Origin of the sequence: Holdemanella hominis, from assembly GCF_014306155.1 — a bacterium.
Taxonomy (GTDB): Bacteria; Bacillota_I; Bacilli_A; order Erysipelotrichales; family Erysipelotrichaceae; genus Holdemanella; species Holdemanella hominis.
Map to the genome: position 1 here is coordinate 10,937 of NZ_JACRWH010000012.1, position 24,337 is coordinate 35,273.

At 32.8% G+C, this 24,337-nt stretch carries 25 protein-coding genes, 1 pseudogene and 2 riboswitches; of the genes and pseudogenes, 19 read left to right on the plus strand and 7 right to left on the minus strand.

Annotated features, from left to right (window positions below; all coding sequences use genetic code 11):
• Positions 1 to 5: 5 nt before the first annotated feature.
• Genes H8911_RS04600 through H8911_RS04610 form a run of 3 tightly spaced genes read left to right on the plus strand, consistent with a single transcriptional unit; the run spans position 6 to position 6,410 of the window.
• Positions 6 to 1,139 carry a TIGR02678 family protein gene (locus H8911_RS04600; protein ID WP_117924954.1) on the plus strand — a complete coding sequence of 378 codons (1,134 nt, stop codon included), beginning with the start codon at positions 6 to 8 and terminating at the stop codon, positions 1,137 to 1,139.
• Positions 1,126 to 5,109 (plus strand): SbcC/MukB-like Walker B domain-containing protein, encoded by a 3,984-nt coding sequence (locus H8911_RS04605; protein WP_186998844.1) that lies wholly within the window; start codon positions 1,126 to 1,128, stop codon positions 5,107 to 5,109. Before H8911_RS04600 ends, H8911_RS04605 begins: the two co-directional genes overlap by 14 nt.
• On the plus strand, positions 5,106 to 6,410 hold the full coding sequence (locus tag H8911_RS04610) for a TIGR02679 domain-containing protein (RefSeq protein WP_186998845.1): 1,305 nt from the start codon (positions 5,106 to 5,108) through the stop codon (positions 6,408 to 6,410). Before H8911_RS04605 ends, H8911_RS04610 begins: the two co-directional genes overlap by 4 nt.
• Here H8911_RS04610 and H8911_RS04615 read toward each other — a convergent pair.
• Positions 6,394 to 7,053, minus strand: coding sequence for a uracil-DNA glycosylase (locus tag H8911_RS04615; RefSeq protein WP_217256498.1), 660 nt, complete (start codon positions 7,051 to 7,053; stop codon positions 6,394 to 6,396). The genes H8911_RS04610 and H8911_RS04615 overlap by 17 nt on opposite strands.
• Positions 7,054 to 7,089: 36 nt before the next feature.
• On the opposite strand from H8911_RS04615, the gene H8911_RS04620 reads away from it, so the two are divergent.
• The 3 genes from H8911_RS04620 to H8911_RS04630 are packed head-to-tail and all read left to right on the plus strand — an operon-like array spanning position 7,090 to position 9,409.
• Positions 7,090 to 8,250, plus strand: coding sequence for a bifunctional folylpolyglutamate synthase/dihydrofolate synthase (locus H8911_RS04620; protein WP_186998846.1), 1,161 nt, complete (start codon positions 7,090 to 7,092; stop codon positions 8,248 to 8,250).
• Between the two features lie 51 nt (positions 8,251 to 8,301).
• Positions 8,302 to 8,733 (plus strand): MarR family winged helix-turn-helix transcriptional regulator, encoded by a 432-nt coding sequence (locus tag H8911_RS04625; protein WP_117924962.1) that lies wholly within the window; start codon positions 8,302 to 8,304, stop codon positions 8,731 to 8,733.
• A gap of 58 nt (positions 8,734 to 8,791) precedes the next feature.
• Positions 8,792 to 9,409 carry a flavin reductase gene (locus H8911_RS04630; RefSeq protein WP_117924964.1) on the plus strand — a complete coding sequence of 206 codons (618 nt, stop codon included), beginning with the start codon at positions 8,792 to 8,794 and terminating at the stop codon, positions 9,407 to 9,409.
• Between the two features lie 14 nt (positions 9,410 to 9,423).
• Here the strand turns inward: H8911_RS04630 and H8911_RS04635 are convergent, their stop codons facing one another.
• A complete protein-coding gene (locus H8911_RS04635; protein ID WP_186998847.1) occupies positions 9,424 to 9,975 on the minus strand; it encodes a folate family ECF transporter S component in 552 nt (183 codons plus the stop codon).
• Positions 9,976 to 10,043: 68 nt separating this feature from the next.
• Positions 10,044 to 10,141, minus strand: a riboswitch (THF riboswitch).
• A gap of 54 nt (positions 10,142 to 10,195) precedes the next feature.
• A complete protein-coding gene (locus H8911_RS04640) occupies positions 10,196 to 11,902 on the minus strand; it encodes an ABC transporter substrate-binding protein (RefSeq protein ID WP_186998848.1) in 1,707 nt (568 codons plus the stop codon).
• A gap of 254 nt (positions 11,903 to 12,156) precedes the next feature.
• On the opposite strand from H8911_RS04640, the gene pta reads away from it, so the two are divergent.
• Positions 12,157 to 13,128, plus strand: coding sequence for a phosphate acetyltransferase (gene pta, locus H8911_RS04645; RefSeq protein WP_186998849.1), 972 nt, complete (start codon positions 12,157 to 12,159; stop codon positions 13,126 to 13,128).
• Between the two features lie 86 nt (positions 13,129 to 13,214).
• Here pta and mgtE read toward each other — a convergent pair whose 3' ends face one another.
• The 3 genes and pseudogenes from mgtE to H8911_RS12910 form a co-directional block, all read right to left on the minus strand.
• Positions 13,215 to 14,555, minus strand: coding sequence for a magnesium transporter (gene mgtE / locus H8911_RS04650; protein WP_217256499.1), 1,341 nt, complete (start codon positions 14,553 to 14,555; stop codon positions 13,215 to 13,217).
• Between the two features lie 118 nt (positions 14,556 to 14,673).
• A riboswitch (M-box (ykoK) riboswitch) is annotated at positions 14,674 to 14,840 on the minus strand.
• Positions 14,841 to 14,909: 69 nt separating this feature from the next.
• Positions 14,910 to 15,557 carry a LysR family transcriptional regulator substrate-binding protein gene (locus tag H8911_RS04655; protein WP_186998850.1) on the minus strand — a complete coding sequence of 216 codons (648 nt, stop codon included), beginning with the start codon at positions 15,555 to 15,557 and terminating at the stop codon, positions 14,910 to 14,912.
• 81 nt (positions 15,558 to 15,638) lie between these two features.
• Positions 15,639 to 15,776 (minus strand): annotated as a pseudogene (locus H8911_RS12910) (LysR family transcriptional regulator); the annotation flags it as partial.
• 124 nt (positions 15,777 to 15,900) lie between these two features.
• Here H8911_RS12910 and H8911_RS12410 point away from each other — a divergent pair.
• From H8911_RS12410 to H8911_RS04670, 3 genes are all read left to right on the plus strand, one after another.
• Complete coding sequence (locus H8911_RS12410) at positions 15,901 to 16,164, plus strand: AzlC family ABC transporter permease (RefSeq protein ID WP_217256500.1); 264 nt, start codon at positions 15,901 to 15,903, stop codon at positions 16,162 to 16,164.
• A 124-nt stretch (positions 16,165 to 16,288) separates the two neighbouring features.
• The gene (locus tag H8911_RS12415) at positions 16,289 to 16,435 is read left to right on the plus strand and encodes an ABC transporter permease family protein (RefSeq protein WP_222620956.1); all 147 of its coding nucleotides are present in this window, start codon (positions 16,289 to 16,291) and stop codon (positions 16,433 to 16,435) included.
• A gap of 141 nt (positions 16,436 to 16,576) precedes the next feature.
• The gene (locus H8911_RS04670; protein WP_186998851.1) at positions 16,577 to 16,879 is read left to right on the plus strand and encodes an AzlD domain-containing protein; all 303 of its coding nucleotides are present in this window, start codon (positions 16,577 to 16,579) and stop codon (positions 16,877 to 16,879) included.
• A gap of 22 nt (positions 16,880 to 16,901) precedes the next feature.
• Here the strand turns inward: H8911_RS04670 and H8911_RS04675 are convergent, their stop codons facing one another.
• Positions 16,902 to 17,666: a class I SAM-dependent methyltransferase gene (locus tag H8911_RS04675; RefSeq protein WP_186998852.1), complete on the minus strand. Its 765-nt coding sequence runs from the start codon at positions 17,664 to 17,666 to the stop codon at positions 16,902 to 16,904.
• 137 nt (positions 17,667 to 17,803) lie between these two features.
• Between H8911_RS04675 and H8911_RS04680 the strand changes: the two genes are divergently transcribed.
• From H8911_RS04680 to rplW, 9 genes are all read left to right on the plus strand, one after another.
• Complete coding sequence (locus H8911_RS04680; RefSeq protein ID WP_186998853.1) at positions 17,804 to 18,943, plus strand: GDSL-type esterase/lipase family protein; 1,140 nt, start codon at positions 17,804 to 17,806, stop codon at positions 18,941 to 18,943.
• Positions 18,944 to 19,079: 136 nt separating this feature from the next.
• Complete coding sequence (locus H8911_RS04685; RefSeq protein WP_186998854.1) at positions 19,080 to 19,967, plus strand: Gfo/Idh/MocA family protein; 888 nt, start codon at positions 19,080 to 19,082, stop codon at positions 19,965 to 19,967.
• Positions 19,964 to 20,758, plus strand: a complete 795-nt coding sequence (locus H8911_RS04690; protein ID WP_117924980.1) for a glycoside hydrolase family 25 protein — start codon at positions 19,964 to 19,966, stop codon at positions 20,756 to 20,758. Before H8911_RS04685 ends, H8911_RS04690 begins: the two co-directional genes overlap by 4 nt.
• 160 nt (positions 20,759 to 20,918) lie before the next feature.
• Positions 20,919 to 21,173: a hypothetical protein gene (locus H8911_RS04695; RefSeq protein WP_186998855.1), complete on the plus strand. Its 255-nt coding sequence runs from the start codon at positions 20,919 to 20,921 to the stop codon at positions 21,171 to 21,173.
• Positions 21,174 to 21,178: 5 nt separating this feature from the next.
• Positions 21,179 to 22,042, plus strand: coding sequence for a proline iminopeptidase (gene pepI / locus H8911_RS04700; RefSeq protein WP_186998856.1), 864 nt, complete (start codon positions 21,179 to 21,181; stop codon positions 22,040 to 22,042).
• A gap of 333 nt (positions 22,043 to 22,375) precedes the next feature.
• Complete coding sequence (gene rpsJ, locus H8911_RS04705) at positions 22,376 to 22,687, plus strand: 30S ribosomal protein S10 (protein WP_003864845.1); 312 nt, start codon at positions 22,376 to 22,378, stop codon at positions 22,685 to 22,687.
• Positions 22,688 to 22,701: 14 nt separating this feature from the next.
• Positions 22,702 to 23,394 (plus strand): 50S ribosomal protein L3, encoded by a 693-nt coding sequence (gene rplC / locus H8911_RS04710; protein ID WP_117925007.1) that lies wholly within the window; start codon positions 22,702 to 22,704, stop codon positions 23,392 to 23,394.
• Positions 23,394 to 24,023, plus strand: a complete 630-nt coding sequence (gene rplD, locus H8911_RS04715; RefSeq protein WP_117572723.1) for a 50S ribosomal protein L4 — start codon at positions 23,394 to 23,396, stop codon at positions 24,021 to 24,023. The genes rplC and rplD overlap by 1 nt, the downstream gene beginning before the upstream one ends.
• The gene (gene rplW / locus H8911_RS04720) at positions 24,023 to 24,316 is read left to right on the plus strand and encodes a 50S ribosomal protein L23 (RefSeq protein ID WP_186998858.1); all 294 of its coding nucleotides are present in this window, start codon (positions 24,023 to 24,025) and stop codon (positions 24,314 to 24,316) included. The genes rplD and rplW overlap by 1 nt, the downstream gene beginning before the upstream one ends.
• Positions 24,317 to 24,337: the final 21 nt, after the last annotated feature.

The following is a 24,337-nucleotide window of genomic DNA, read 5'->3' on the forward strand; positions in this document are numbered from 1 at the left end:
CCGACATGGATGCATTACAAGAATTATTAAAACGTAAATGGATTCTACGAAAGGAAGATCCAGAACTATATAACAGAGTCAGAGATTCGGTAAAAGAAATCCGTAAATTTGTACAAGAAAAGTTTGGCTATATGATTATTCTTACGCCGTATCTAATTAAATTAGAAAAAATACCAGGATATGTTGAAGAATGGATGGGAATCCAAGAATTTCAATCCGTTCAAGAATATCAGATGTTTTGTTTTGTATTGTTGTTTTTGGAATCAAAAGAACGCGAAGAACAATTCGTATTATCTTCATTAACAGAATATATTCAAATGCAATTTCAAGAAGGAGTGATTGATTGGACACACTTTAATACACGAAGACAATTAGTACGTGTATTAAAATATTGTCTATCTATCCACATAATTGAACTTGATGATGGTAGTGAAGAAGGCTTTATTAAGAACAAGGATACCGAAGCTTTATATGAAAACACAGGATATTCTCGATATGTAATCCGTAATTTTGCCCATGATATAATGGACATTCATTCATTGGAAGATATAAAAAAATCAGAGTGGTTTTCTATGGAAGAAGATCGAGGCGTCGTAAGAAGACAAAGAGTGTATAGACGATTGTTGTTGTCACCAGGCATCTATAGAACAGATAAAAATGATGAGGATTTTGTGTATGTTCGACATTATTATCGTCAAATTGAAAAAGATTTTCAAAGTATTATGCCATGCGATCTACATTTACATGCATCAAGTAGCTATATCGTCCTGGATGAAGATTGTAATGTAGGAACAATTTTTCCAAGTCGAAATACAATTTCAGATTTAGTTTTAGTTTGTATGCAGCAAATTACTAAAAAAATAAAGAATGGAATGTTAAAAGTAAATGAAGAAGAAATCACCTATATAGAAAAGGAACTTTTATTAAAATGGATGCGCAAATGGATCAAAAATAATATAGCGTTTCTTCCTAAAAAATATCAAGATATGGGTGAATCTTTAGTGAGTGAAAACGTGTTAGATACAATGAAAAATTATGGATTTGTAGATGAAGAAGAAAATAGAATTAAAATCAATCCAATTTGTGGAAAAATTGGTGGTGGATTTGATGTTGAGGTGAAAAGAAATGTTAACAAGTAAATGGCATATGCACCGTATGGGCCTGATTGATTTTTGGTATTATACAAATGAAGAATTTTATTTTAAAAATGGTCATATTCTCTTAAGAGGAAGCAATGGAAGTGGAAAATCGGTTACGATGCAAAGCTTTATTCCTATCTTATTAGATGGAAATAAGAATAGTGAACGTTTAGATGCGTTTGGTACCAAAGCTCGAAAGATGGAAACCTATTTAATTGATGAAAATTCAACTCGAGATGAACGAATTGCATATTTATACTTAGAATTCAAAAGAGAAGATTCCGATATTTTTAAAACAATTGGAATGGGAATGAGAGCACGAAAGAACAAGCCTTTAGATACTTGGTATTTTGTGATTGAAGACAATCAACGAATTGGTAAAGATATTCAGCTAATGGAGCATAATTTGGCAATATCGAAACAAAGCTTAAAAAATCGAATTCAACATCAATTTATTGAAACACAACGAGAATATATGGCTCGAGTGAATCAAGCTCTTTTTCAATTTCCAACACTAGATGATTATAAAGAAAGTATCAACTTGTTAGTTAAATTACGTTCTCCAAAATTAAGCAACTCATTAAAGCCAACAATAATCAATGAATTGTTGTCAGAATCTTTACAACCTTTAAGTGAAGATGATTTACGTCCTTTAACAGAAGCATTATCCAATATGGATGAAGTCCAAAATCGTTTAGAAGTATTAAAACAAAGTCAACAGGCAGCTAAATCAATTCAAAATGTATATGAACAATATAATTATGCTTTATTAGATAAGAAAAGTTTACAGTATATAGAACAAAAAAATAAATTGGATGAATTAACGAAGAAACAGAAAGGTTTTTATGAGCAAAAGAATCACGCAAGTGAAATGATTCTTGAAATCAAAAAAAAGTTAGACGATATACATGTCGAAAAATCCGTACTTGAAGAAGAATATAGTGGTTTGGCCAAACAAGATCTGCTTCAATTAGCCAGTGATGTACAACGGTATAAAGAAGATTTGACACAGCAAGAAAAAGCTCTAAAGAACAAGGTGCAACAAGAATCAAATAAAGATAATGCATATGTTTCATGTAAATTAAAGTATGATAAACAAAAAGATTATAATGATTCTTTAGAATATGAGATTCATAAAAACTTCAAACAATTAGATCAATTGAATGAAAATATGCAGTTTGATGAGCATATAGCTTTAAAACAAGATTTCTTAATGAATCTAAATCATACTTATGATTTTAATTACACAAAATCAAAAATTGAAAAAGAATTGAATGTATTAAATCAAGGGTTGGCTTTGTTTCAAAAAATCGATAATCAAAAAGTATTATTAAATCATGTACAAGATGATTATGAAAAAGAACAAAGTCTATTAGAACAAATTGAAACTGAATTAAAAGCATATCAAGAGCAATTTCGCTTGTTAAAAGAAGAATATCATGAAAAATTTTTAGCTTGGAATGAATCCAATCAAATTTTAAAAATGGATGCATCGACAATGAAAAAGTTTTTTGAAATCATATCGGATTATGGAAATACAGAAAGATATTATGAAATTGATCAAGATATTCACAATCGTTATATTTGGTATTTAAAAAATCAAACGGAGACGATTTCAAAATTATCTATTGAAATTAAACAATTAACGAAGGAACTGCAAAAGATTCAAGAACAATATGAATATTGGAATTGTTTAAAAGATCCTCAACCAGATATTGCCAAAGAACAAGAAGAGGCAAGACAATACCTAGAGGAAAAGAAAATTCCATTCATCCCTATGTATACTTTATTGGATTTTGATGATTCTTTAAATCAAGATGAAAAAAATGCGATAGAAGAACAATTGTTAAGCAGTGGTTTAATGACAGCTTTGATTGTTCCTGATATGTATCAAGAAGAAATTTTAAATCTACCCAAGGGTATGAAAGAATCTTTCTTGTTTACACATAATAAAATAGAAGAACTAGAAGTTTGTATTCTACATTCTAAAATTGATTATATTTCTTTATGTGATACTTTTGGATTGGATGAAGGTTCTGTAAAATTCTTTGACAATGGTTTTGAAATAGGAAATATTTGTAGTGTAATTAGTCAAACAAGAAAATCTATTTTTATTGGGAAAGCCTCTAGAGAAGCGTATCGAAAAAGCCAACTAGAAAAACTGAAAGAAGATATAAATAAAAAAAAGGAAGGCATTCAAGAATTAGAGAGTAATTTGAAAATTGCACAGGATAAAGTAAAAACTTTGGAAAAAGAATATGCTGGATATCCTAAAAAAGCAGATTTAGATTCAAGTTTATTGGATGTAAATCGAATGCTTTTAAAGCAAGAGCATTCTATCGAACAAATTAAAAAGTATATTGAACAAATAAATCAATACCAAATATGTATTCAAAATTTGAATAAAGAAATAACGAATATTTCTGAGAAATTAGGGATTTCTAACACAGAAGATGTCTTTAGATTAAGAAAAGATTTGTTTATTGAATATAAAGATGAACTTGTTCAAATGGAATCTATACATGAAAAGTATATTGTGAATATAGATTTATTTATATCTCTAGAATCACAATTGGAAGATTTGAGAATAGATCTAGACTCTATTCGTTATGAGAAGAAACAATTGGAGTTTCAACTTCATAAGCTGCAACAATTGATTTCAGTAAAAGAAGCACAATTGAATGAGATGGGATATGAAAAGATTAAGGAACGAATGTCAAAGATTATGAATCGTTTGGATGAAATTCCAAAAGTTGTTTCAAATCTATATCAAGAAGATGGAAGATGGCAAAATATTAAAGAACAATGTGAAAAGGATATTTTGGAAAATGCATCTTTAATTGAAACGCAAAGTACAAAAGCAGAAAACTATAAAAAATATTATGAATTGGAATTGGATTTAGGATATGTATCAATTGAAGAAAAGAATCCTGTGTCCATTCATAAACATATTGTAAATTTATATCCAAATCTAAAAAACAAAGATACTTTGGGAAATGATCTTCAAACTGTATTTTTTATGAACCGAGGTTTCTTGCAAGATTATAATCTTCATTTCATTACATTATTTAATGATCAAGAAGATACAATGGCACGTTTGAATATTAAAGCTCGATATAAAGGAAAACAAATTGATTTCACAATGTTATTAAAACAACTTGAGATAGATATTGAAAAACAATCTGAATTGGTAAGCAGTCAAGATCGACATTTAATTGAAGATGTACTAGTGAATACGATTTCGAGTAAAATACGTGTTCATATTCGAAGCAGTAAACGATGGATTGAAACTATGAATAAGTATATGAAAGAAATGAATACTAGCAGCACTTTAAAACTTGGATTGCAATGGAAATCAAAAAAAGCAGAAAATGAAGATGAACTCAGTTCAGAATCATTAGTTCGCTTATTAGAAAAAGATTTACAGTTGTTAAAAGAATCAGATTTTCAAGCCTTATCCAATCATTTCCGTTCAAAAATTAAATGTGCTAGAAGAAATGCAGAAGATCCAAATTCGAATTTGAGTTTCCATCAAGCAATGAAAGATCTATTAGATTATCGTTCATGGTTTGATTTTACAATTATGTATGAAATTGGAAGTGAAAAACGTAAAGAACTGACGAACAATCGTTTTTATGTGTTTAGTGGTGGTGAAAAGGCCATGGCCATGTATGTTCCTTTGTTTTCAGCGGTAGCCGCAAAATTCGCCTATGCCAGTGATGATGCACCTTTAATTATCGCCTTAGATGAAGCATTTGCGGGAGTGGATTCTAAAAACATTGATTCCATGTTTGGATTAATCAAAAAATTTGGTTTTGATTATATTATGAATTCTCAAGTATTATGGGGAGATTATCCAAATGTAGATGCCCTAGCAATTTATGAATTATATCGTCAAAATGATGCTAAATATGTAACTACAATACGATATGAATGGGATGGTCATGTTAAAAGGTTGGTTGGTGCATGATGAATGAAGAATTTTGCCAATATTTGTATGACAATGAGTTTTCTGAATTTATGCATCTATGGAAAAAACAATATGAAAAATATGGCACTTGCAAAGGAAGTATTAATTTAGTATTAGATGAAACAAATCGCGTATGTATAAGCGGTTTATTGGGAAAAGATTATTATGGTGTTGATTGTGCACATATTACTTTTCAACAACTTCAAAAGGCAATATCAAATACCAAATATGAGAATTGTGATTTTAACGAAGTGTTAAAAATGTACTTTAATCATGATATTTTGACAAATAAAAATCGACAAGAACAAGAACAGATGCGAATTCAAAATATATTTAAACATCTTTTAGAACAAGAAGGAAAAAGCCAACAGTGGATTCATCATATATATACCGACCATGATTCTGTCTATGTTCGTATTGTGCAAGCTTCAAAAGAAAATGAACAAAAATGTATAAATACGGTAGACGTAGTGATGAAGGCTTTAAACCAATTGCCAATGTGGCAAGATAAGAAAGAAAATATATCTATTTTTGCTAGCTTACATACAAAAAATCCACATGCTTTTGATAAGAATACCTTTGCCTATTATTTATTGATGCATGGAATTGTTTATTTTCTAAAAGTAAATTTTCCTAAAACAAATTTAGAACAAAATGAAATTCTATATCGTGCAGGACTCTATCAAGATGGTATTAGTAATTATTGTAGTATCGCAAGACTTCAAGCGTTGAATGAAAACTATCAACCACATTTAGGTTGGACAGGATTTTATGATTCGTACGAAGCTTTAAATGTGAATATGGATAATTTATTACATATTCGCTCTATTGTATATTGTGATAGAGTTTATGTTGTAGAAAATCCAGCTGTATTTCAAGCTTTGCTGAAAATGATAAAGAAAGAAAAAATCGAAAAGATTGGCTTAGTATGTACGAATGGACAATTGAATTATTCAGCCTATCTTCTTTTAGACATATTGGTGAATTCGAATGTTGAGACTTATTACAGTGGAGACATGGATCCAGAAGGATTATTGATAGCTGATAAAATTAAACAAAGATATCCTAGTATAAAACTTTGGTGTTATGATGTAAGGCATTACGAAATTTCAAAATCAAAAGAGCAGGCAGCAGATCAAAGAATGCATATGTTAGATGCTTTAAAAGATGAGACATTGATTCGAATTGGAAAATGTATTAATGAAAATAAAAACAGAGTTGGATATCAAGAAAATATGATTGAGGAATATTACAATAGCTTTAGATTCGATGTTAAAAAAACGCCTATATCCATTGGATAGGCGTTTCATTGTTTTTAACTAGATATTCATTCGCAAGCTTAAAATGATTATTTCCAAAGAAACCACGATAAGCGCTTAAAGGACTAGGATGAGGACTTGTAAGAATTAAATGTTTTGGATTTGTCAGTAATTTCTTAGATTGAATAGCCTTGGATCCCCATAATAAAAATACAACAGGACCATCCTTTTCATTGATCCATCTTAAAGCTTCGTTTGTAAAATTCTGCCAGCCTTTATCTTGATGAGATAAAGGCTTATGCTCTTCAACTGTAAGGATAGTATTCATTAATAGTACTCCTTGTTTAGCCCAGTCGGTCAAATCACCCGTGCGATGTACAGGAGTTTGATATTCATTTTCTAGTTCTTTATACATGTTTTGTAAAGATGGAGGTAAAGGAAAGTTGCTTGGTACACTAAATGAGTAACCTTGAGCTTGTCCTGGACCATGATATGGATCTTGTCCTAAAATAACAACTTTTGTATCTTTTAAAGAAGTTGTTTTAAAGGCTGCAAAAATATTTTCTTTTGCAGGATAAATATTTTTTGTTTTATATTCCTCAGCTAAAAAATATCGTAAATTTAGTAAATAATCTTTTTGTATTTCTTGATCAAACAGTTGATCCCAGTCATTATGCATAATCATGTGATTCACTTCTTTCTTTAGTGATATAATAATACCATGAATGTACAAGAGAAAATTAATAAAATGGAAAATTGTCGTGGAAAAAACCATGACCTATTAGAATTCAGACAATGGTTAACGGATGCAATACCAAATCATACAGCCTTAAAAAAGATTCAGGTAGCTGGTACAAACGGAAAGGGAAGTACTTCAATTTGGCTAAGAGATTTGTTGATGAAAAAAGGATATAAAGTAGGGGTTTTTACATCTCCACATTTGATTCATCATACAGAAAGAATACGCGTGAATGATACATGTATTACTTTAGCTGATTGGGAAAGAATCTATGATCAATATGAAGAGTTATTCTTATTACATAAGATGACAATGTTTGAAATGGATCTATGGATGTCAATGGCCTATTTTATTGAACAACAAGTTGATTACTGCATTATTGAAGCTGGGATGGGAGGTCGTTTGGATGCGACAACAGCTTTGGATTATGAAGCCTGCTTAATTACTAATGTAGGACTTGATCATACGGAATATTTAGGGGATACATTTGAACAAATCGCTTATGAAAAATCAGGTGTATTTAAACCAAATGTTCCTGCTCTGACAACCGAAGATAAACCGGAATGTCAAAAAGTAATGGAGCTTGTTGCAGATTATATGAAAACACCATTATGTTTTATTGATTGTCAAGAAACTGATGTATTGAGATGGAATGGTATGACATTTCATTTGAATCCACCGTTATATCAGGCTAAAAATTTATCTCTAGCATTAGAAACGTTGAATGTACTTGGAATTTGGCTCGAAGAAAATGAAATTCAACAGGTAATTGATCATTTTAAATGGGCAGGCAGATATATGGTTCTTAGAAAAGATCCATTGGTTTTATTAGATGGAGCACACAATGTACATGGAATAACAGCGTTGACACAATCTTTGAAGGATTTTACAGGAAAGATTTATTTTTCGGTATTAAAAGAGAAGGATGCACCGCATATGATTGAATTACTTCAATCCATTAGTAAAGACATTACATTAGTAGAAATATCGAGTGCTCGTCTATATCCATTAGAAAAATTAGGGTATCCTATTATTACAGTGGATGAGTTGATCTCAAGACTTTTAGATACAAAAGAAGACAGTTTATTATGTGGTTCTCTATATTATGTAGGAGAAGTATTAGAAAAATGGGGCAATGTTTGACACACCCTATTTTAGCGCTTAGAATTGTTCTGTTGAGACTGGAGCGATAATATGTTTACGATTGAGGAGTTTTTGCGTATATCCAATCAAATGAGGGATTATTATGCAAAAAAAATAAAAGATAGTTTTCAAGAATTTAATTTTTCACCAAATGAAATATCTATCTTGATTGTTTTAAAGAATAATTCAACTATTACAACAAGTACGGAATTAAAAGTGGTGTTAGGCGTTTCAAAGACTCTGATTTCTAGAAGTGTTGATTCGTTGGAAAAAAAGGGACTTATTTGTACTTGCATAGATGAAAAAGATAGTCGAATACACCATTTACAACTCACAGGCGAGTGTAAACCTATTTTAAAGATTATTGATGAAGAGATTGGTAAAATCAATAAAACATTATTTAATGATGTGTCTGTAGAAGAAATGAAAAGCTTGAAGCAGACGATGAGTAAATTACAGAAGTGTGTTGAAAAAGAAGAATAGTTATATAGCATATAACCATTAAACTTGCTACAATAGAAGTAACAAGGGAGGTGTTCTTATGGACAACACAGTTTTGTATGATCTTTCTTATGGTATGTATGCCGTGGGTGTAAAAGACGGCATGCGCGAATGCGGATGTATTGTGAATACTGTATTTCAGGTTTCTACGATAGGACCGCTAATTGCCTTGAGCATGAACAAGGATAATTATACTTGTTCTTTGATTGAAAAAAATAAGTATTTTTCTTTATCAATCTTGCCTGAAACAATAGATTCACAAGTGATTACGGATTTAGGTTTTCAAACAGGAAAAGATAAAGATAAGTGGGCGAAGTTGAATCATCATTTGTTTAGAGAATTGCCTGTTGTAGATGATGCGTTAGGATACATGATGTGTGAAGTACAAAGTCAGATGGATGCAGGAACACACTTTGTATTCTTGGCAAAAGTCGTTGATGCCAAGAAAGGTGATTCTGGTAAACCAATGACCTATGCATATTATCATAATGTATTAAAACAAAGCGCACCGGCAAAAGCACCTACATACAGAAAAGAAGAAAAGTGGGTATGTAGTGTTTGTGGATATGTATATGATGGTGATGATTTTGAAAGTGAACCAGATGATTATGTATGTCCAGTTTGTGGAGCTAAAAAAGACATGTTTAAATTGCAGTAAAAAAGGTGGACCTATTAACGGTTCACCTTTGGCTTTAATTGAATACATGTTTTCATTACTAAATATAAAATAACGACTTGGAATGGTAATGAAATTAAGTTTTTGATTAATTTAGGACTCGCAATAACTAAGAATGGAGTTCCCCACAACATAGATGTAAATAGTGTGTTTAGAAATAAACTGACAACTACATCATATGTTATTCGACATAAGATGACGCGAACCCAAGTGATTCTTTCGCAGTTATAGAAGTAAGCTGAAAAAATACATGCGCTTGCCATAGTTGAAATCATAAAGATCGGATAATATGCACCCACAGGTTTAACCATGTAATTGACTAAATCTAATAATGGTGCAAGCACTAAGTTTGGAATGGGTCCATAAAGTAAGCAGCTAGCAGCTATCGCAATGGATGCAAAGCCTATTTTTAACTGGTTTGTGATTTGGATGGATCCAAACAAGTTAAGAATAACATTTAGGGCAAAAAATAATGCCACACCTACGATAACACGCACGTTTTTTAATGAGCGTGCATTTTCTTTTAACATTACAAAGTATTGATTCATATATAAAAAGACCTCCTTTTTTCCATATTGCGATACAAAAAAAGAAAGTCTTTAATTTTTTCGATCACAACAGCGGGATGCAAAATATGTACCGCAAGAATAACTTTTCGTTCCTTAACCAACTCCCCGTGTTAAAGACACTTAACGCACATATTTTTACTCTGTATGTAATTGAATTATATGTATTAAAAAGAGATCTGTCAACAGATCTCTTTAATTGTTATTCAATTGTAGCTTTGTCTAACGCTTTAACGAAGTCATACAATGCAGCTGTATCTAAGTTTTTGATCTTTTTGTTGTATAGATCATAGTAACTTAAACCATTGATTGCTACATATGGACATAAAGCAGAAACTTTTTCATAAGCTTCCTTATAAGCAGCAGTACTTGCAGCTTGATCAGTTGTATGTAATGCAGTATCTAACAATGCATCTAAATCAGGATCTGATAAACGAGCTGTGTTATCTGTTTGACCAGTTTGGCATAATAAGTTGATACCAGTGTCATCACCTGAACTAAATTGCCATCCCATGTAAGATACTTCCCAATCGTTAACTGTATCATCACCTTGAACTGTTGCAACCATTGTGTTGAATTCACTTAAGTTTGTCTTGAAATCAACGCCAAGTTCATCGCCCCAAGCTTTTTCTAGCATTGGAAGTATTGTATCTAATTGATCTTTACCTTTTGTAGAAACCATACGAACAGTTAATTTTTGTCCATCTTTTTCACGTTTTCCATCACTTCCTACAGTCCAACCAGCATCGTCTAAGATTTGTTTAGCTTTTTCGATGTCATAATCATAGTAAGTCATGTTGTCATCTTTTTCTTTACCAGTAATGATATCACCTAATTGTGATGAAATTGGGTTAGCCATTAATACTGGAACGAAACCAGGTTGAGTTTTCTTAACATCTTTACTTCCTTTAGAGAATGAGTAGTAGCTATCAACAAATGATTGACGGTCAATCGCATAAGTTAATGCTTGACGTACAGCAGGATCTGCAGTGGCTCCAGCTTCACAGTTGTAAATAAAGTATTGCATTGAGCTTGATGCGTAGTTGTTGTAAGTTAAGTTCTTATCTAAACTTGCAGTACCAACTTTATCAGCGTTATCAGCTTGTGGTAATAAATCAACAGTTCCTTTTTGAAGTTCTTGAAGTTCTGTTGAAGTATCACAAATCTTCATTACAACATTATCAATTTGGTATTCTCCATCTTCAGCTTTAAATTTATCATTCTTAACAAATGTGGCGGCTGAATCTTTTTGGAAGTTTTTCAATACATATGGTCCAGTACCAATTGGTTTACTAGCCTTGTCTTCAAACATCTTTGTATCACCTTTTTTGTATTTTTTGAATTGTGAATTAGAGATGATTGGGAATGTACCAACTTGGCTTATCGCGTCGATTCTTGGTGTTGCCAAGTGGAAGGCAACTGTGTAATCGTCGATTTTTTCAACACCACTTAGAGTTTCGGCATCTCCTTCGTGATATTCTTTATAACCTTCTAAGTAATCAACATACGTTGAGAAACGACCAGTATAGCTTGGGTCAGCCATAGCTGTAAATGTCAATACAACATCATCTGCATCCAATTTAGATCCATCAGAGAATTTCACTCCTTTTTTCAATTTGAATGTTAATGTTGATCCATCCTCACTAATAGTTGGTTGTTCAGTAGCAAGTTCTGGTTGTAATTGATTATCACGATCATAGCTCAACATACTTTGATAAACCATTTCAATAACGTAATCATCATATACAGTTTGATAATACAATGGAGAGAAAATTCCATTGAAACCTGTGTTTAAGCCAACTGTCAACGTTTTACCATTTGCACCAGATGATCCACCAGCACAACCAGTCATCATTGCAGCTGCCATACATACGGCACCGGCCTTCTTTAAATAGTGACTTGTTTTCATAATTTGCACCTATCCCTTCTTGTGATGTCACTAGTGTAAAACTTTACAATGAAAAATGCAAGTAAAATTTACATTAATTTACATTTGTGTGTAAAATAATTACAATTTATACATAATGTATACGATATATAAACAATATGTTATTTAATGTATACAGATTTTGTAGATAAACTATGAGAAAAAGTTCACATTGTTTTTGTGGTAAATAAAGCATTTTTGGACTATACTTTGATAGAAAAGAGGTAGTTAAAGTTATGATTATTGATGAATTAGAAAAAAAGGTCCAAGGAAAGGGAGTACGAATCGTATTTACCGAAGGTTGGGATCCACGTGTACAAAAGGCAGCTATTGATTTGAAAAATAATGATGTTGTACGCCCAGTATTATTAGGAACTCCAGAAGAAATTGCTGGCTGTGCACAAAAGAATAGTTTAAATGTTGAAGGAATCGAACAAATCGATCCAAATAACTTTGATCACATGGATGAAATGGTCCACAAAATGGTCGAATTACGTCGTGGTAAAATGGACGAAGAAAAAGTTCGTAAAGCATTGAAGAGTACAAACTATTTTGGAACTATGTTAGTTCAAATGGGATATGCCGATGGTTTATTAGGTGGTGCTACATACTCTACTGCAGATACTGTACGTCCAGCATTACAATTGATTAAAACAGCTCCAGGAAACCAATTAGTTTCTTCTTGCTTCATTTTAATTAAAGAAGAATCTCAATTGATCATGGGTGACTGCTCAATCAACATTAACCCTAATACAGATGATTTAGTAGAAATCACTATGCAAACAGCTAACTCAGCTCGTCAATTTGGTGTAGAACCAAAAGTTGCATTATTATCATACTCAACAATGGGTAGTGCAAAAGGTGAATGCGTTGCTAAGATGACTGAAGCAAGTGATCGTTTGCGTCGTATTGCTGATTTTGATATTGATGGAGAAATGCAATTTGACTGTGCAGTAAGTGAAGAAGTTGCTCGTTTAAAAGCTCCTAATTCAAAAGTTGCTGGACATGCAAATACTTTTATTTTCCCTAACTTGTCAAGTGGAAATATTGGATACAAAATTGCTGCTCGTTTAGGTGGATATGAAGCAGTTGGACCAATCTTACAAGGATTGAACGCGCCAATCAATGACTTATCTCGTGGATGTACTTCAGATGAAATCTACAAGATGGCTATTGTAACTGCTGCTCAAAAAGATATGGATATCTAATTTAAATAATTATATTTTTCGATAAAAGAATCTCAATTGAGGTTCTTTTTTTCGTGCTATGAAAAAAAGAGATGATTTCTCATCTCTTAAACTACGATATTAAAAACATGTACTGCAATATTGAAATAAACTAGAATAGAGCAAGTATCTACAATTGTTGTGATTAATGGACTGGCCATAATAGCTGGATCTACACCAATCTTATTTGCAAATAATGGAAGAATACAACCAATTAATTTTGCAACAATAACAACAATCATTAATGAAAGGGCAATGACAATTGCGATATTAAAGTTTTGGTATTGAATGAAAATACGTAAACCATTAGCTGCAGCCAAAATAAATCCAACAACAAGTGAAATTCTAAATTCTTTAAACATAACTTTAAAAATTTCTTTAAAATGAATTTCTCCCAAAGCTAAACCACGAATAATCAAAGTTGAACTCTGTGATCCACAGTTTCCACCTGTATCCATCAACATTGGAATAAAAGATACTAGTAATGGTACGGCGCTGAAGGCATTTTCATATCGGGTGATAATACTTCCTGTGATTGTGGCAGAAAACATTAAGACAAGTAGCCATAAGATACGGTGTTTTGCTTGTTGCCAAACCGTAGTTTCAAAATATGTTTTTTCATTGGGTTCCATGGCAGCCATACGAGAAATATCTTCGTTGGTTTCATCAACCATAACATCCATGGCATCGTCAAATGTAACAATACCAACAAGACATCCATCACTATCAAGTACGGGCATCGCAATCAAGTCATATTTTCTAAATAAGTGAGCAACCTGCTCCTGATCTGTATGAGTGTGTACAGAAATAATGTTCGTATTCATTAGATTTGTGATATTTTCATCATCATCACTCGTCATTAAGCTTTTAGCTGTCACAATACCAATCAATTTTTTATTTTCTGTGACATAACAAGTATAAATAGTTTCCTTATGAATACCAATATCTTTAATATGGTTCATGGCCTGTTTTACAGTCATTGTTTTTTTCAATGTGACATATTCAGTCGTCATGATTGAACCGGCACTGTCTTCAGGATATTTTAAAAGTTTGTTGATGGTTGAACGCTTATTTGAATCTAAGTTTTTCAAAATACGCGTTACTAAGTTTGCAGGTAGATCCTCTAACATATCTACTGTATCATCCATATAAAGATCATCTAATAGTTCTTTTAATTCAGTTTCTGAAAACATGTCTACCAGATATGTCTGCATCTTCGAACTCATGCATGAGAATACATTGGCAGCTTTTTCTTTAGAAATTAAACGGAATGCCAAAGCACATTCTTTCGCATCTAACTCTTCTAAAAAGGCAGCTGTATCCATATCGTTCATTTCGGAAAGTATATTTTGTGCAGTTTTGTATTTTTTGTCTTGTAGTAATTGAATGAATTCTTCTTTGTTCATCATAATTATGTACCTCTGCTTTCTTTAAATAATTCAAACTATTCCCATCCGGATCCGTACACATACAAGCCTCACCTCCTTATATAAAGAAAACGCCATTGCCTAAACAATGACGTCATTAACCTAAGTATCACCGTTCAAGCTTTAGTATCACAGGGCATATTAATTACATTAAGCCAAGCCTTTGCGACTTAGCCTGCTGACCAACGAGTTGTGTCTCCACAACTTTGCGGCAGTAATCTTAGGAAATCCAAATCCCTGCGGTAACCTCACCTACCGTATATCTTTATGTACGTGAAAAGAATAATATAAATTAGTAAGTGAGTCAACCTTAACAGTATAAAAACTATGTTAAATTTAAATAATATGAAAACTATCCTTATTTTTAAGAATTTCTGGTGTCTTTCTAAGAATGAAATCTAGAAATGTCTTACTTGCATAAGATAAAGTATCGTAATTATTATAGGCGAATCCAACATGACGAAATAGATTTTCTTGTATTGGAATCAAACACAAATCATCATAGTCGCTCAAAGCGTTTTGATAAAGTATAGAAATACCTAAATTCTGTCGTATCATAGCTAAAATAGTAAATTCATCATATACTTTGTGTTTAATCTGTACATGTAATCCTAGATTTTGGAATGTTTTTATTGGCAAAGAATATTCTCCCTCATCTAATTGAATGAAAGGGTACTTTGCGATTTGTTTCATGCTTAATACTTCATAATTAGCTAACACATGACTTTGTGGCACCAACGCAAACATTTCATCATAATACAATTCTTGATATTGAACTCGCTGGATGGCATCAATACAAGTGAATCCTAAATCAAGACTTCCTTCTAATAATTGTTGTTCAATATTTGTGTATTCACTTTGATACAGTTCAAATTGTATGTTTGGATACATTTCAATGAATTTTTCCATTAATGAAGGCAAAAGATGTCGAGATACACTTGTGAATGTACCAATTCTTAATGTGACTTGGTCCACCCCTTTCATTTCCTGCTTTTTAGTACGAAGATTATCAAGGCTTGCCTGAACAGATTTTAAATAGGGAATATATGCATGTCCATCTTTACTAAGAATGACACCACGTTTTTGTCGAATGAATAAAGTGGTTTCTAATTCTTCTTCTAAAGATTTTATTGTTTGAGAAACTGCACTTTGTGAAAAGCCAAGATCTTTAGCAACTTGACTAATTGTTTTTGTTTCTAATACTTTGAAAAAATATCATATTTTGTTAGATTCATATCTATCACATTTTCTTATGGAAGTATTATAAATATTTGATTTACAAATAACAATTCGATTCTTATAATGCATAGAAATAAGGAGTGAGATTATGGAGTTTAAAAAAGGAATCAAAGATAGTATTCCGGTAGGAATGGGATACTTTGCGGTTTCCTTCTCATTAGGAATCATCGCAAAAAATGTAGGCTTATCACCAATACAAGGTTTTTTGACTAGCCTATTCATAATTGCATCGGCAGGAGAATATGCTGTCTTTTTAATGATTAGTACACATGGTACTTTCATTCAGATGGTTATCATGACTTTAGTCAGTAATGCTCGCTATTTCTTAATGAGCTTTGCGCTCAGTCAATAAATCGAAGAAAAAACGAATCTGCTTCATAGGATGTGTATTGGTTTTGATTTAACAGATGAATTATTTGGCTTGGCAATCAATCACGAAGGGAAAGTGAATCATAAATATATATGGTACATATTTGGTGGCACTTCCATGTTGGGCACTAGGAACTGCATCGGGAATAGTTGCTGGTAATAGTCTTCCTACAAAAATTGTAGCGAGTTTAAGTGTTGCGTTATATGGTATTTTTTTGGCTATTAGTATTCCTCAGGCAAAAAAGATCGTATGATTGGACTACTCATTATTATAAGTTTCTTATTGAGTTACATTTGTAAGGATGTGACAATCTCAGGTGGAACAAGAACCACTTTATTAATAATCATAATTTCAATGGCAGCGGCCATTATAAAACCTAGAAAGAAGGAAGAAAATGTCTAATCTAATGATGTATGTAGCTACAATGACGGTTGTCACATATTTGATTCGTGTCTTGCCGTTAACACTTTTTAATAAACCCATTACCAATATATATGTTCAGTCATTTCTATATTATATTCCTTATGTGACTTTGGCTGTGATGACCTTTCCTACTATATTATATGAAACTAATTCTCAGTTAGCAGGATTTGCAGCGCTAATAGTTGGAATTATGTTGGCTTGGAAAGATAACGGCTTATTTCAAGTATCCATTGCATGTTGTTTAGTCGTTTTAACAATGGAATATATAATATGAAAATAATGTCACAAAAGTGACATTATTTTTTTAGTATATCTATTGTATGTGAACTTGCACCAATTAGCTCTTGTCTTTCACATGTGGCAAGATGATATTTGATGAACAATTCAAATGTTTCATCATCCATCTTGTTTAAGATAGGACGCATATAATCGCTTGGACCATCAGCGGCAATAATTTGGATTCGTTCTAAACCTATCTCTTTATTTAATTGATTGATTGTATCTAGACGAATGTAACTATATAAATCATCTATATTTGTCTGCGTTTGAAATGTTTCATCGAGTTTTTTTGCTGCTAATGATTCTTTGATGTGTCCATCTCGAAAGCCGTGGACTAAGACGCTATATTCATTCATAACGTAAGCTACAAAAATAATTCCATCTTTTTTTGTAACGCGTTTAGCTTCGGATAATGCTTTTAATTTATCTTCATAACTAAATAAGTGGTACATAGGTCCAAATAATAGGGTGATGTCAAAAGTGTTATCTTGATATCTTGATAAATCTAAAGCGGTTCCTTGATAGGCTTTCACATTGCTTTTTTTAGCTTTTAAAACACCAAGATTATATTTAACAAGTTCAATCGCATCGACTTGATATCCTTCATTACTTAAGGCAACGCTATACCTGCCGGTTCCGGCTCCAATATCCAATATGCGATCTTCAGACTTTAAATATTTATGGATGTATTTCATGCTTGTTGTATATTCTACTTGACCGTGTCTTGATAGTAATCTTTTGTCTTCACAAAATTTACCGTAATAATTTTCTAATTTACTCATGCATTATTTCCTCAACTTCTTTTATATAATAAGGTATATGTTTGGATTTTTGCAACGTTTCATGTATGATTATTTGTGGATAAAAACATGTGTTTTATGAATGTAGAAATAGATAATAAATAATTTGGAGGTCAACTATGGAAAAAGAATTTAAGGCGATATATGGACAGGCAATGTCGATTGTGACACATAAGCCTAGTCAATACGCAAAGAATATCACATTGCGTTATCCTATGAAATCGACATTCAAAGGGGATAAGATACGTATTTGTTTAGATAACTTTACAGGAAAAGAAGGCGTGGTCTTTGATTCAATCACAATTGGACGAGTTATTAGTGGACGTGATTTAGATTCAACATCCATTGTGGATATTACTTTTAATGGTTCAAAAGGACTTCATCTTGATGTGGGAGAACAATGTTACAGCGATCCATTGGATTTTAAAGTGCATGAACAAGAAACAATCGCAATTAGTTTCTATTTAAAAGAATTCACCCACTTACGTTGTGGCGTATATACACAAGGACCATTAAGTTCGGGTTATTTTGGAGAAGGTGATTTCTCTCATGCAGGTATTATGGATCATGCTTCAAGCATGAAGACCCCATGGGTGTTTTTCTTAAGCGAAGTGGCTGTTTTGACAGAACCGGAATATAAAGTTATTACTTGTTATGGTGATTCTATTACTTCGCAGGATTGGCCTGATTATTTACAGAAGTTAATGTGGGAAAATAATAAAAAAGTGTCTGTAGTTCGAAAAGCCGTTAGTGGTACACGTATTTTAAGACAATATTCTTGTGTACAGTATGAAGCATATGGGTTAAAAGGAGATTATCGATTTGGTCACGAGATGCATGTGGCTGGAAGTGATACTTTAATTATTCTGCAAGGAATAAATGATATTATTCATCCAGTCGGTGTTGAAAAGAATGAATTTAGACCATGGCAAGATCTTCCGTCAAGTCAGGAATTGATTGAGGGTTTAAGAAAATATGTAAAGCACGCGAAATCATTAGGAATGAAAGTCTATATTGGGACGTTGATTCCGATTGAAGGTTGGCGTACTTATGCATATTTTAGAGAGAACTTGCGTAATGAAGTCAATGAATGGATTCGTACAACGGATGAAATTGATGGCGTGATTGATTTTGATAAAGATATTTGCGATGGACATAAAATGCAAGATGCATTTGATAGTGGAGATCACTTACATCCAAGTGATGAGGGATATGTGCAAATGGCAAAAACTGCATACAATAAGATGTCCATGGAGTAATTCCATGGACGTTTGTCATATATGAAAGAAATAGGCAGAAAGAGATAAGTATAGTGAGTAAATGAGGTAACTGCTTATTTCTATATATAGAATAAGGAGAAGAGCTTAAAGTAATCTTAAAAAGAAGGTGAATAGAATGGTACAAATTGGAGTTTATGGCTTAGGTGGTATTAGCCGTCGCGTAATACAAGGTGTTTTGTTTTCACGTAATGCGAATCTATATGCAGTATGTTCTTCTAGTATAGAAAAAGCGGATGCTTTTAAAGAGGAGTATGGGGCAAAAAAAGCTTACGATAACTATGAGAAGATGTTGCAGGATACAAATATAGATATGATATATATTTGTACGCCAAATTATTTGCATGCCAAACATATTCAGCTGGCATTGGCAAATCATAAACATGTAGTTTGCGAAAAACCAATGTGTGTATCTAGTGAAGAATTACATGCATGCTTTGATTATGCACACCAACAAAACTGCTTTTTAATGGAAGCCCATAAAACGGTTTTCACACCATTAAATCAAAAATTATTTGAAATGATTTCAAATGAAGAAATTGGTGAAATAAAATCAATGGATGCTCAATATGCAACAAAACTGACAGAAACAATTTCAGACTGGCATTTTAACCAGCCAGGATCTGGATGTATGTTTGATATTGGGGTTTACCCTATTTGTTATGCAAATAGAATGGCGAATAGCTCAATATTGAAAGTATCTCGATTTCAGGATGAAGCTTTGATTGAATATGAAAATGGGTGCGTGGCACATATCGCAACAAGTTGGGATGTGGATATGGAAAATACAGCTCATATATATGGTACAAAGGGTAGCGTTACTTGTAAGAATTTTTGGAAGAATACAGAACTTGTAATGAATGATAAAAAGATTGTGGTAGAACAGAAATCGGATTTTACTGGTGAAATCGAACATGCATGTACTTGTATAGAGAGTGGTTTGATTGAAAGTCCTATTATGTCAAGAAATGCAAGCTTAGAAATTCTTAAGGTCATTGGGGTATGAGAAGAAAAGTTAAATTAAGTAGAATTTTAATTCTTATATTGATTCCTATTTTAATTGTGAGTGGTAGTGTTTATGTGATTTACATGTTGTTTACACAAGAAGAATCGGTAATAGAAGAAAAGAGCTATTATGATTTAAATTTATTTTCTTTGGAAAATGGATTAATGACATATAAAGATTCTTCGTATAAGGTATCCACTGGAATTGATGTATCAAGCCATAATGGAGCTGTTGACTGGGCAGCAGTAAAGACGGATGGAATTGAGTTTGCGATGTTAAGGATAGGTTATCGTGGTGCCCAAGAGGGAATCTTACATGAAGATGAATATTTTAATACAAATATTCAACAAGCTATTCAGAATCATCTTAAGGTAGGTGCTTATTTTTTCTCGAGTGCAATTTCGGCTGAAGAGATTGATGAAGAAGTAGATTTAGTGTTGAATAAAATTAAGGGATATAAGATTCAAATGCCGGTTGTTTATGATATGGAAGAATTTGATCAGGGTGGAAGAATTGATGATTTGTCTCTAGAACAAAGAACGAAGCTGGCCCTACGGTTTTGTAAAAAGATCAAAGAAGCTGGATATCAACCAATGATATATGGAAATATGACTTGGTTATATCAAAATTATGATTTTGAAAGAATATCAAAATATCCGATTTGGCTAGCGAGTTATACAACAAGTTGCCCGATGGAGGATAAATTTGATATATGGCAATATTCAAATAAAGGTCAAGTGAATGGAATAGAAGGAGATGTAGATATGAATATATATCTACAAAAGAAATGATATGATAGATTTTGAGAAATTCGAAAAGTAATGCGATGAAATTTGCAAAATTAACACAAAGTATATTGAAGGATTTGTAGATGTACTTTCAAAAAAGGGATTTGTTGATAAAACAATAAAGCGTCATTATGGAAATGTAGATTTTTATTTAAACGATTTTTTGTTGAGAGAAGATGCTTTAACTATGGAAAATGGTTGTAAGGATGAATACTTACGTGATTTCTTTGGATACTTTTTCATACGTAAGTGTATGTGGATCACACAGGATACAGTTAAGTCAATAATCGCAAGTCTTAAAAAGTTTTATCGATTATCAAAAGAAGATTATGAAGAATTCACGGATACAATTCGTGTTAATAAGGAATATTGGATAGATTGTTGCAGTGAATATAATGATGGAATAAGTGAATGGTGATTAAAATGGAAATAAATGATGGATATATGCCGTTTAAGGGCTTTAAAACATACTATCGTATTGTGGATGGAGGAGATAAGACTCCATTGATTTGTTTACATGGAGGACCAGGGTCAACTCATAATTATTTTGAAGTGTTGGATTGTATTGCCAAGACGGGAAGAAAAGTGATTATGTACGATCAACTTGGCTGTGGTAAATCATTTGTAGAAGGTCATGATGAATTGTGGAATCAAGATACGTGGATGGAAGAACTTGAAGCGTTGATGGAGTATTTAAATATTGAATCTTGTCATTTGTTGGGACAATCCTGGGGTGGTATGTTAGCAATTGCCTATGCGATTGAAAAGAAAAGCACGAGATTGAAGTCTTTGATTCTTTCGAGTACATTATCTTCAGCGTCACTATGGGCTAAAGAGCAACATCGTATGATTTCATTTATGTCGGATGATGAGCAACGAGCAATTTTAAGTGAAGACTATGAATCTGATCAATATCAATTGGCTAATGAGCATTATATGCAGCTTCATTGTGCAGGGCCATTTGATGAAGGTACGCCAGAATGTGTTAAAAGAGAAAAGAAAACTGGGACTCGTGCCTATTTAATTGGCTGGGGACCTAATGAATATACGCCGCTTGGAACTTTGAAGGATTTTGAGTATACAAATCGATTGAACGAAATTCAAGTTCCGGCACTAATAATAAGTGGAACGAATGATTTGTGTACGCCATTAGTTGCCAAAACTATGTATGATGGAATTAAAAATGCAAAATGGCATTTAATGCCAGAATGTCGTCATATGTGTTTTGTGGATGATCATGATACATATTGTCACAATTTAGAGGATTGGTTAGCGTCTGTTGATTAAAAACAGATGCTTTTTTACATGTTTTGAAAAAATAGGTGTATTTTTATTAATTAAAACAATATTTGAGACCCACTGATATCAGTTGTCACAGTTATTTTTTGGAAACAGTTAAAAAAATAAAAAACAAAACGTTTTAAAACACGATAAATAAGGGATTTAAAAGAATTATTAATTTTTTTAATTTAGGGGTTGAATGCATGAAATATATGTGTTAGAATACAGGAGCTTGCGATGAAGTGCGAGGTTGCTGACCCACTGAGAACCGTTGTCATGGGTGTGGCCAGGTAATTCGCATGGAGCATGTTTATCTAGAATAAACGAAAGGAGTTAAACATGGCAAAAAATACTATGAGAATTCGCTTAAAGGCGTATGAGCACAGAATCTTAGATGATAGTGCAAAGAAAATTGTCGAAGCTGCGACAAAACACGGAGCTAAAAAGGTTGTAGGACCAGTTCCGTTACCTACAGAAAAACAGGTAGTAACAATTCTTCGTGCGGTTCACAAATACAAAGATTCACGTGAACAATTTGAAATTCGTACGCACAAGCGTTTGATTGAGATTGTTGCACCAAACAAGGAAACGATTGATTCTTTACAAAGACTTGAACTTCCTAGCGGTGTCGACATCGAAATTAAACTTTAATGGAGGTGTCAATGATGAAAGGACTATTAGGAAGAAAATTAGGAATGACACAAGTCTTCACTGAAGATGGTGTATTGATTCCGGTAACTGTAGTTGAAGTAACACCAAACGTTGTTTTACAAAAGAAAACAGTTGAAACAGATGGTTACAACGCAGTTCAATTAGGATTTGAAGAAATCAAAGAAAAACGCACAACTAAAGCAAACATCGGACACTGTAAAAAAGCAAATACAAGTCCAAAGCGTTTCATTAAGGAAGTGCGCGACTGTGACATGGACGTAAACGTTGGAGATTTAGTTAACGTTGATATCTTTGCCGCAGGAGAAACAGTAGATGTAATCGGTACAAGTAAAGGTAAAGGTTACAACGGTACAATCGTTCGTAACAATGCTCACCAAGGTCCAAAGACTCACGGTGGATCTAAGAACATTCGTCACATCGGTTCATTAGCTACAAACGGTATTACTTCACGTCAAGGACGTATTATGAAGGGTACTATCATGGCTGGTCAAGAAGGTGGATATACTACTACAAATCAAAACTTGACAGTTATTAAAGTTGATACAGAAAACAACTATATGTTAATTAAAGGTAACGTTCCTGGACCTAGAAAAGGTTGCGTAATGGTACGTACTGCTAAAACTAGCAAGGGAGATAAAGAACCTGTTACTTTAGTTGACTATACTGTAAATAAGGAGGTTCAATAATGGCTACTATCGACGTAATTAACCAAGCTGGTGCAGTTGTTGGTTCAATCGAATTGAACGATGCTGTTTTCGGAATTGAACCACACCAACAGGCTATGTATGATGCATTAGTGATGCAAATGGCAAGCCGTCGTCAAGGAACTGCTGACACTAAGGGTCGTAGCGAAGTTTCTGGTGGTGGACGCAAGCCTTACCGTCAAAAAGGTACGGGACGTGCTCGTCAAGGTTCTATCCGTGCTACTCAATTTAGAGGTGGTGGAACTGTATTCGGAGCTACTCCACGTAACTATGCATACCGCATTAACAAAAAAGTTCGCCGTTTAGCAGTTAAATCTGCATTGAGCGAAAAAGTTCAAGAAACAGCATTCAGCGTTTTGGATAAATTTGAAATTGCTGAACCAAAAACAAAAACATTTGTTTCAATTATTGAAGCTATCCAAGCGCCTAAGAAAACATTGTTTGTTGTTGCAGATAGCGAAGATGCAACAAACGTTTACTTATCAGCACGTAATATTGCTGGAGCTACAGTAATGTCTGCTTCTGCAATCAACACTTACGATTTAGTAAATGCAAACAAAGTTGTTATGACAAGCGCTGCCGTAAAACAAGTTGAGGAGGCATTGGCATAATGAAAGATTACAGAGACGTAATTATCCGCCCAATCATCACTGAAGCAACTATGAAGATGATGGCTGAAGATAACAAAGTAACTTTTGAAGTAGTTAAGGGTGTTAGCAAAATTGAAATTGCTAAAGCTGTTGAAGCTGCATTCAATGTAGAAGTTGTAAAAGTAAATACAATGAACTGCAAACCAAAAACAAAACGTGTAGGTCGTTATGTTGGAAAAACAAGCGTTGTACACAAAGCTATTGTAAAAATTAAAGAAGGACAAACAATCGAATTGTTCGGTTCTGAAGAATAATCAGGGAGAAGACGCTATTTC

Excerpts from the sequence above, each read along its gene's own strand:
- H8911_RS04620 (WP_186998846.1), top strand. The coding sequence starts at position 7,090 with ATGAATGTACAAGAGAAAATTAATAAAATGGAAAATTGTCGTGGAAAA.
- H8911_RS04685 (WP_186998854.1), top strand. The coding sequence starts at position 19,080 with ATGGTACAAATTGGAGTTTATGGCTTAGGTGGTATTAGCCGTCGCGTA.
- rplC (WP_117925007.1), top strand. The coding sequence starts at position 22,702 with ATGAAAGGACTATTAGGAAGAAAATTAGGAATGACACAAGTCTTCACT.
- H8911_RS04635 (WP_186998847.1), bottom strand. The coding sequence starts at position 9,975 with ATGAATCAATACTTTGTAATGTTAAAAGAAAATGCACGCTCATTAAAA.
- H8911_RS04680 (WP_186998853.1), top strand. The coding sequence starts at position 17,804 with ATGGAAAAAGAATTTAAGGCGATATATGGACAGGCAATGTCGATTGTG.
- rplD (WP_117572723.1), top strand. The coding sequence starts at position 23,394 with ATGGCTACTATCGACGTAATTAACCAAGCTGGTGCAGTTGTTGGTTCA.
- H8911_RS04655 (WP_186998850.1), bottom strand. The coding sequence starts at position 15,557 with ATGAAAGGGGTGGACCAAGTCACATTAAGAATTGGTACATTCACAAGT.
- H8911_RS04640 (WP_186998848.1), bottom strand. The coding sequence starts at position 11,902 with ATGAAAACAAGTCACTATTTAAAGAAGGCCGGTGCCGTATGTATGGCA.
- pta (WP_186998849.1), top strand. The coding sequence starts at position 12,157 with ATGATTATTGATGAATTAGAAAAAAAGGTCCAAGGAAAGGGAGTACGA.
- H8911_RS12410 (WP_217256500.1), top strand. The coding sequence starts at position 15,901 with ATGGAGTTTAAAAAAGGAATCAAAGATAGTATTCCGGTAGGAATGGGA.
- pepI (WP_186998856.1), top strand. The coding sequence starts at position 21,179 with ATGGAAATAAATGATGGATATATGCCGTTTAAGGGCTTTAAAACATAC.
- H8911_RS04610 (WP_186998845.1), top strand. The coding sequence starts at position 5,106 with ATGATGAATGAAGAATTTTGCCAATATTTGTATGACAATGAGTTTTCT.
- rplW (WP_186998858.1), top strand. The coding sequence starts at position 24,023 with ATGAAAGATTACAGAGACGTAATTATCCGCCCAATCATCACTGAAGCA.
- H8911_RS04630 (WP_117924964.1), top strand. The coding sequence starts at position 8,792 with ATGGACAACACAGTTTTGTATGATCTTTCTTATGGTATGTATGCCGTG.
- H8911_RS04600 (WP_117924954.1), top strand. The coding sequence starts at position 6 with ATGGATGCATTACAAGAATTATTAAAACGTAAATGGATTCTACGAAAG.
- H8911_RS04690 (WP_117924980.1), top strand. The coding sequence starts at position 19,964 with ATGAGAAGAAAAGTTAAATTAAGTAGAATTTTAATTCTTATATTGATT.
- H8911_RS04670 (WP_186998851.1), top strand. The coding sequence starts at position 16,577 with ATGTCTAATCTAATGATGTATGTAGCTACAATGACGGTTGTCACATAT.
- mgtE (WP_217256499.1), bottom strand. The coding sequence starts at position 14,555 with ATGATGAACAAAGAAGAATTCATTCAATTACTACAAGACAAAAAATAC.
- H8911_RS04605 (WP_186998844.1), top strand. The coding sequence starts at position 1,126 with ATGTTAACAAGTAAATGGCATATGCACCGTATGGGCCTGATTGATTTT.
- H8911_RS04615 (WP_217256498.1), bottom strand. The coding sequence starts at position 7,053 with ATGATTATGCATAATGACTGGGATCAACTGTTTGATCAAGAAATACAA.
- H8911_RS04625 (WP_117924962.1), top strand. The coding sequence starts at position 8,302 with ATGTTTACGATTGAGGAGTTTTTGCGTATATCCAATCAAATGAGGGAT.
- H8911_RS04675 (WP_186998852.1), bottom strand. The coding sequence starts at position 17,666 with ATGAGTAAATTAGAAAATTATTACGGTAAATTTTGTGAAGACAAAAGA.
- rpsJ (WP_003864845.1), top strand. The coding sequence starts at position 22,376 with ATGGCAAAAAATACTATGAGAATTCGCTTAAAGGCGTATGAGCACAGA.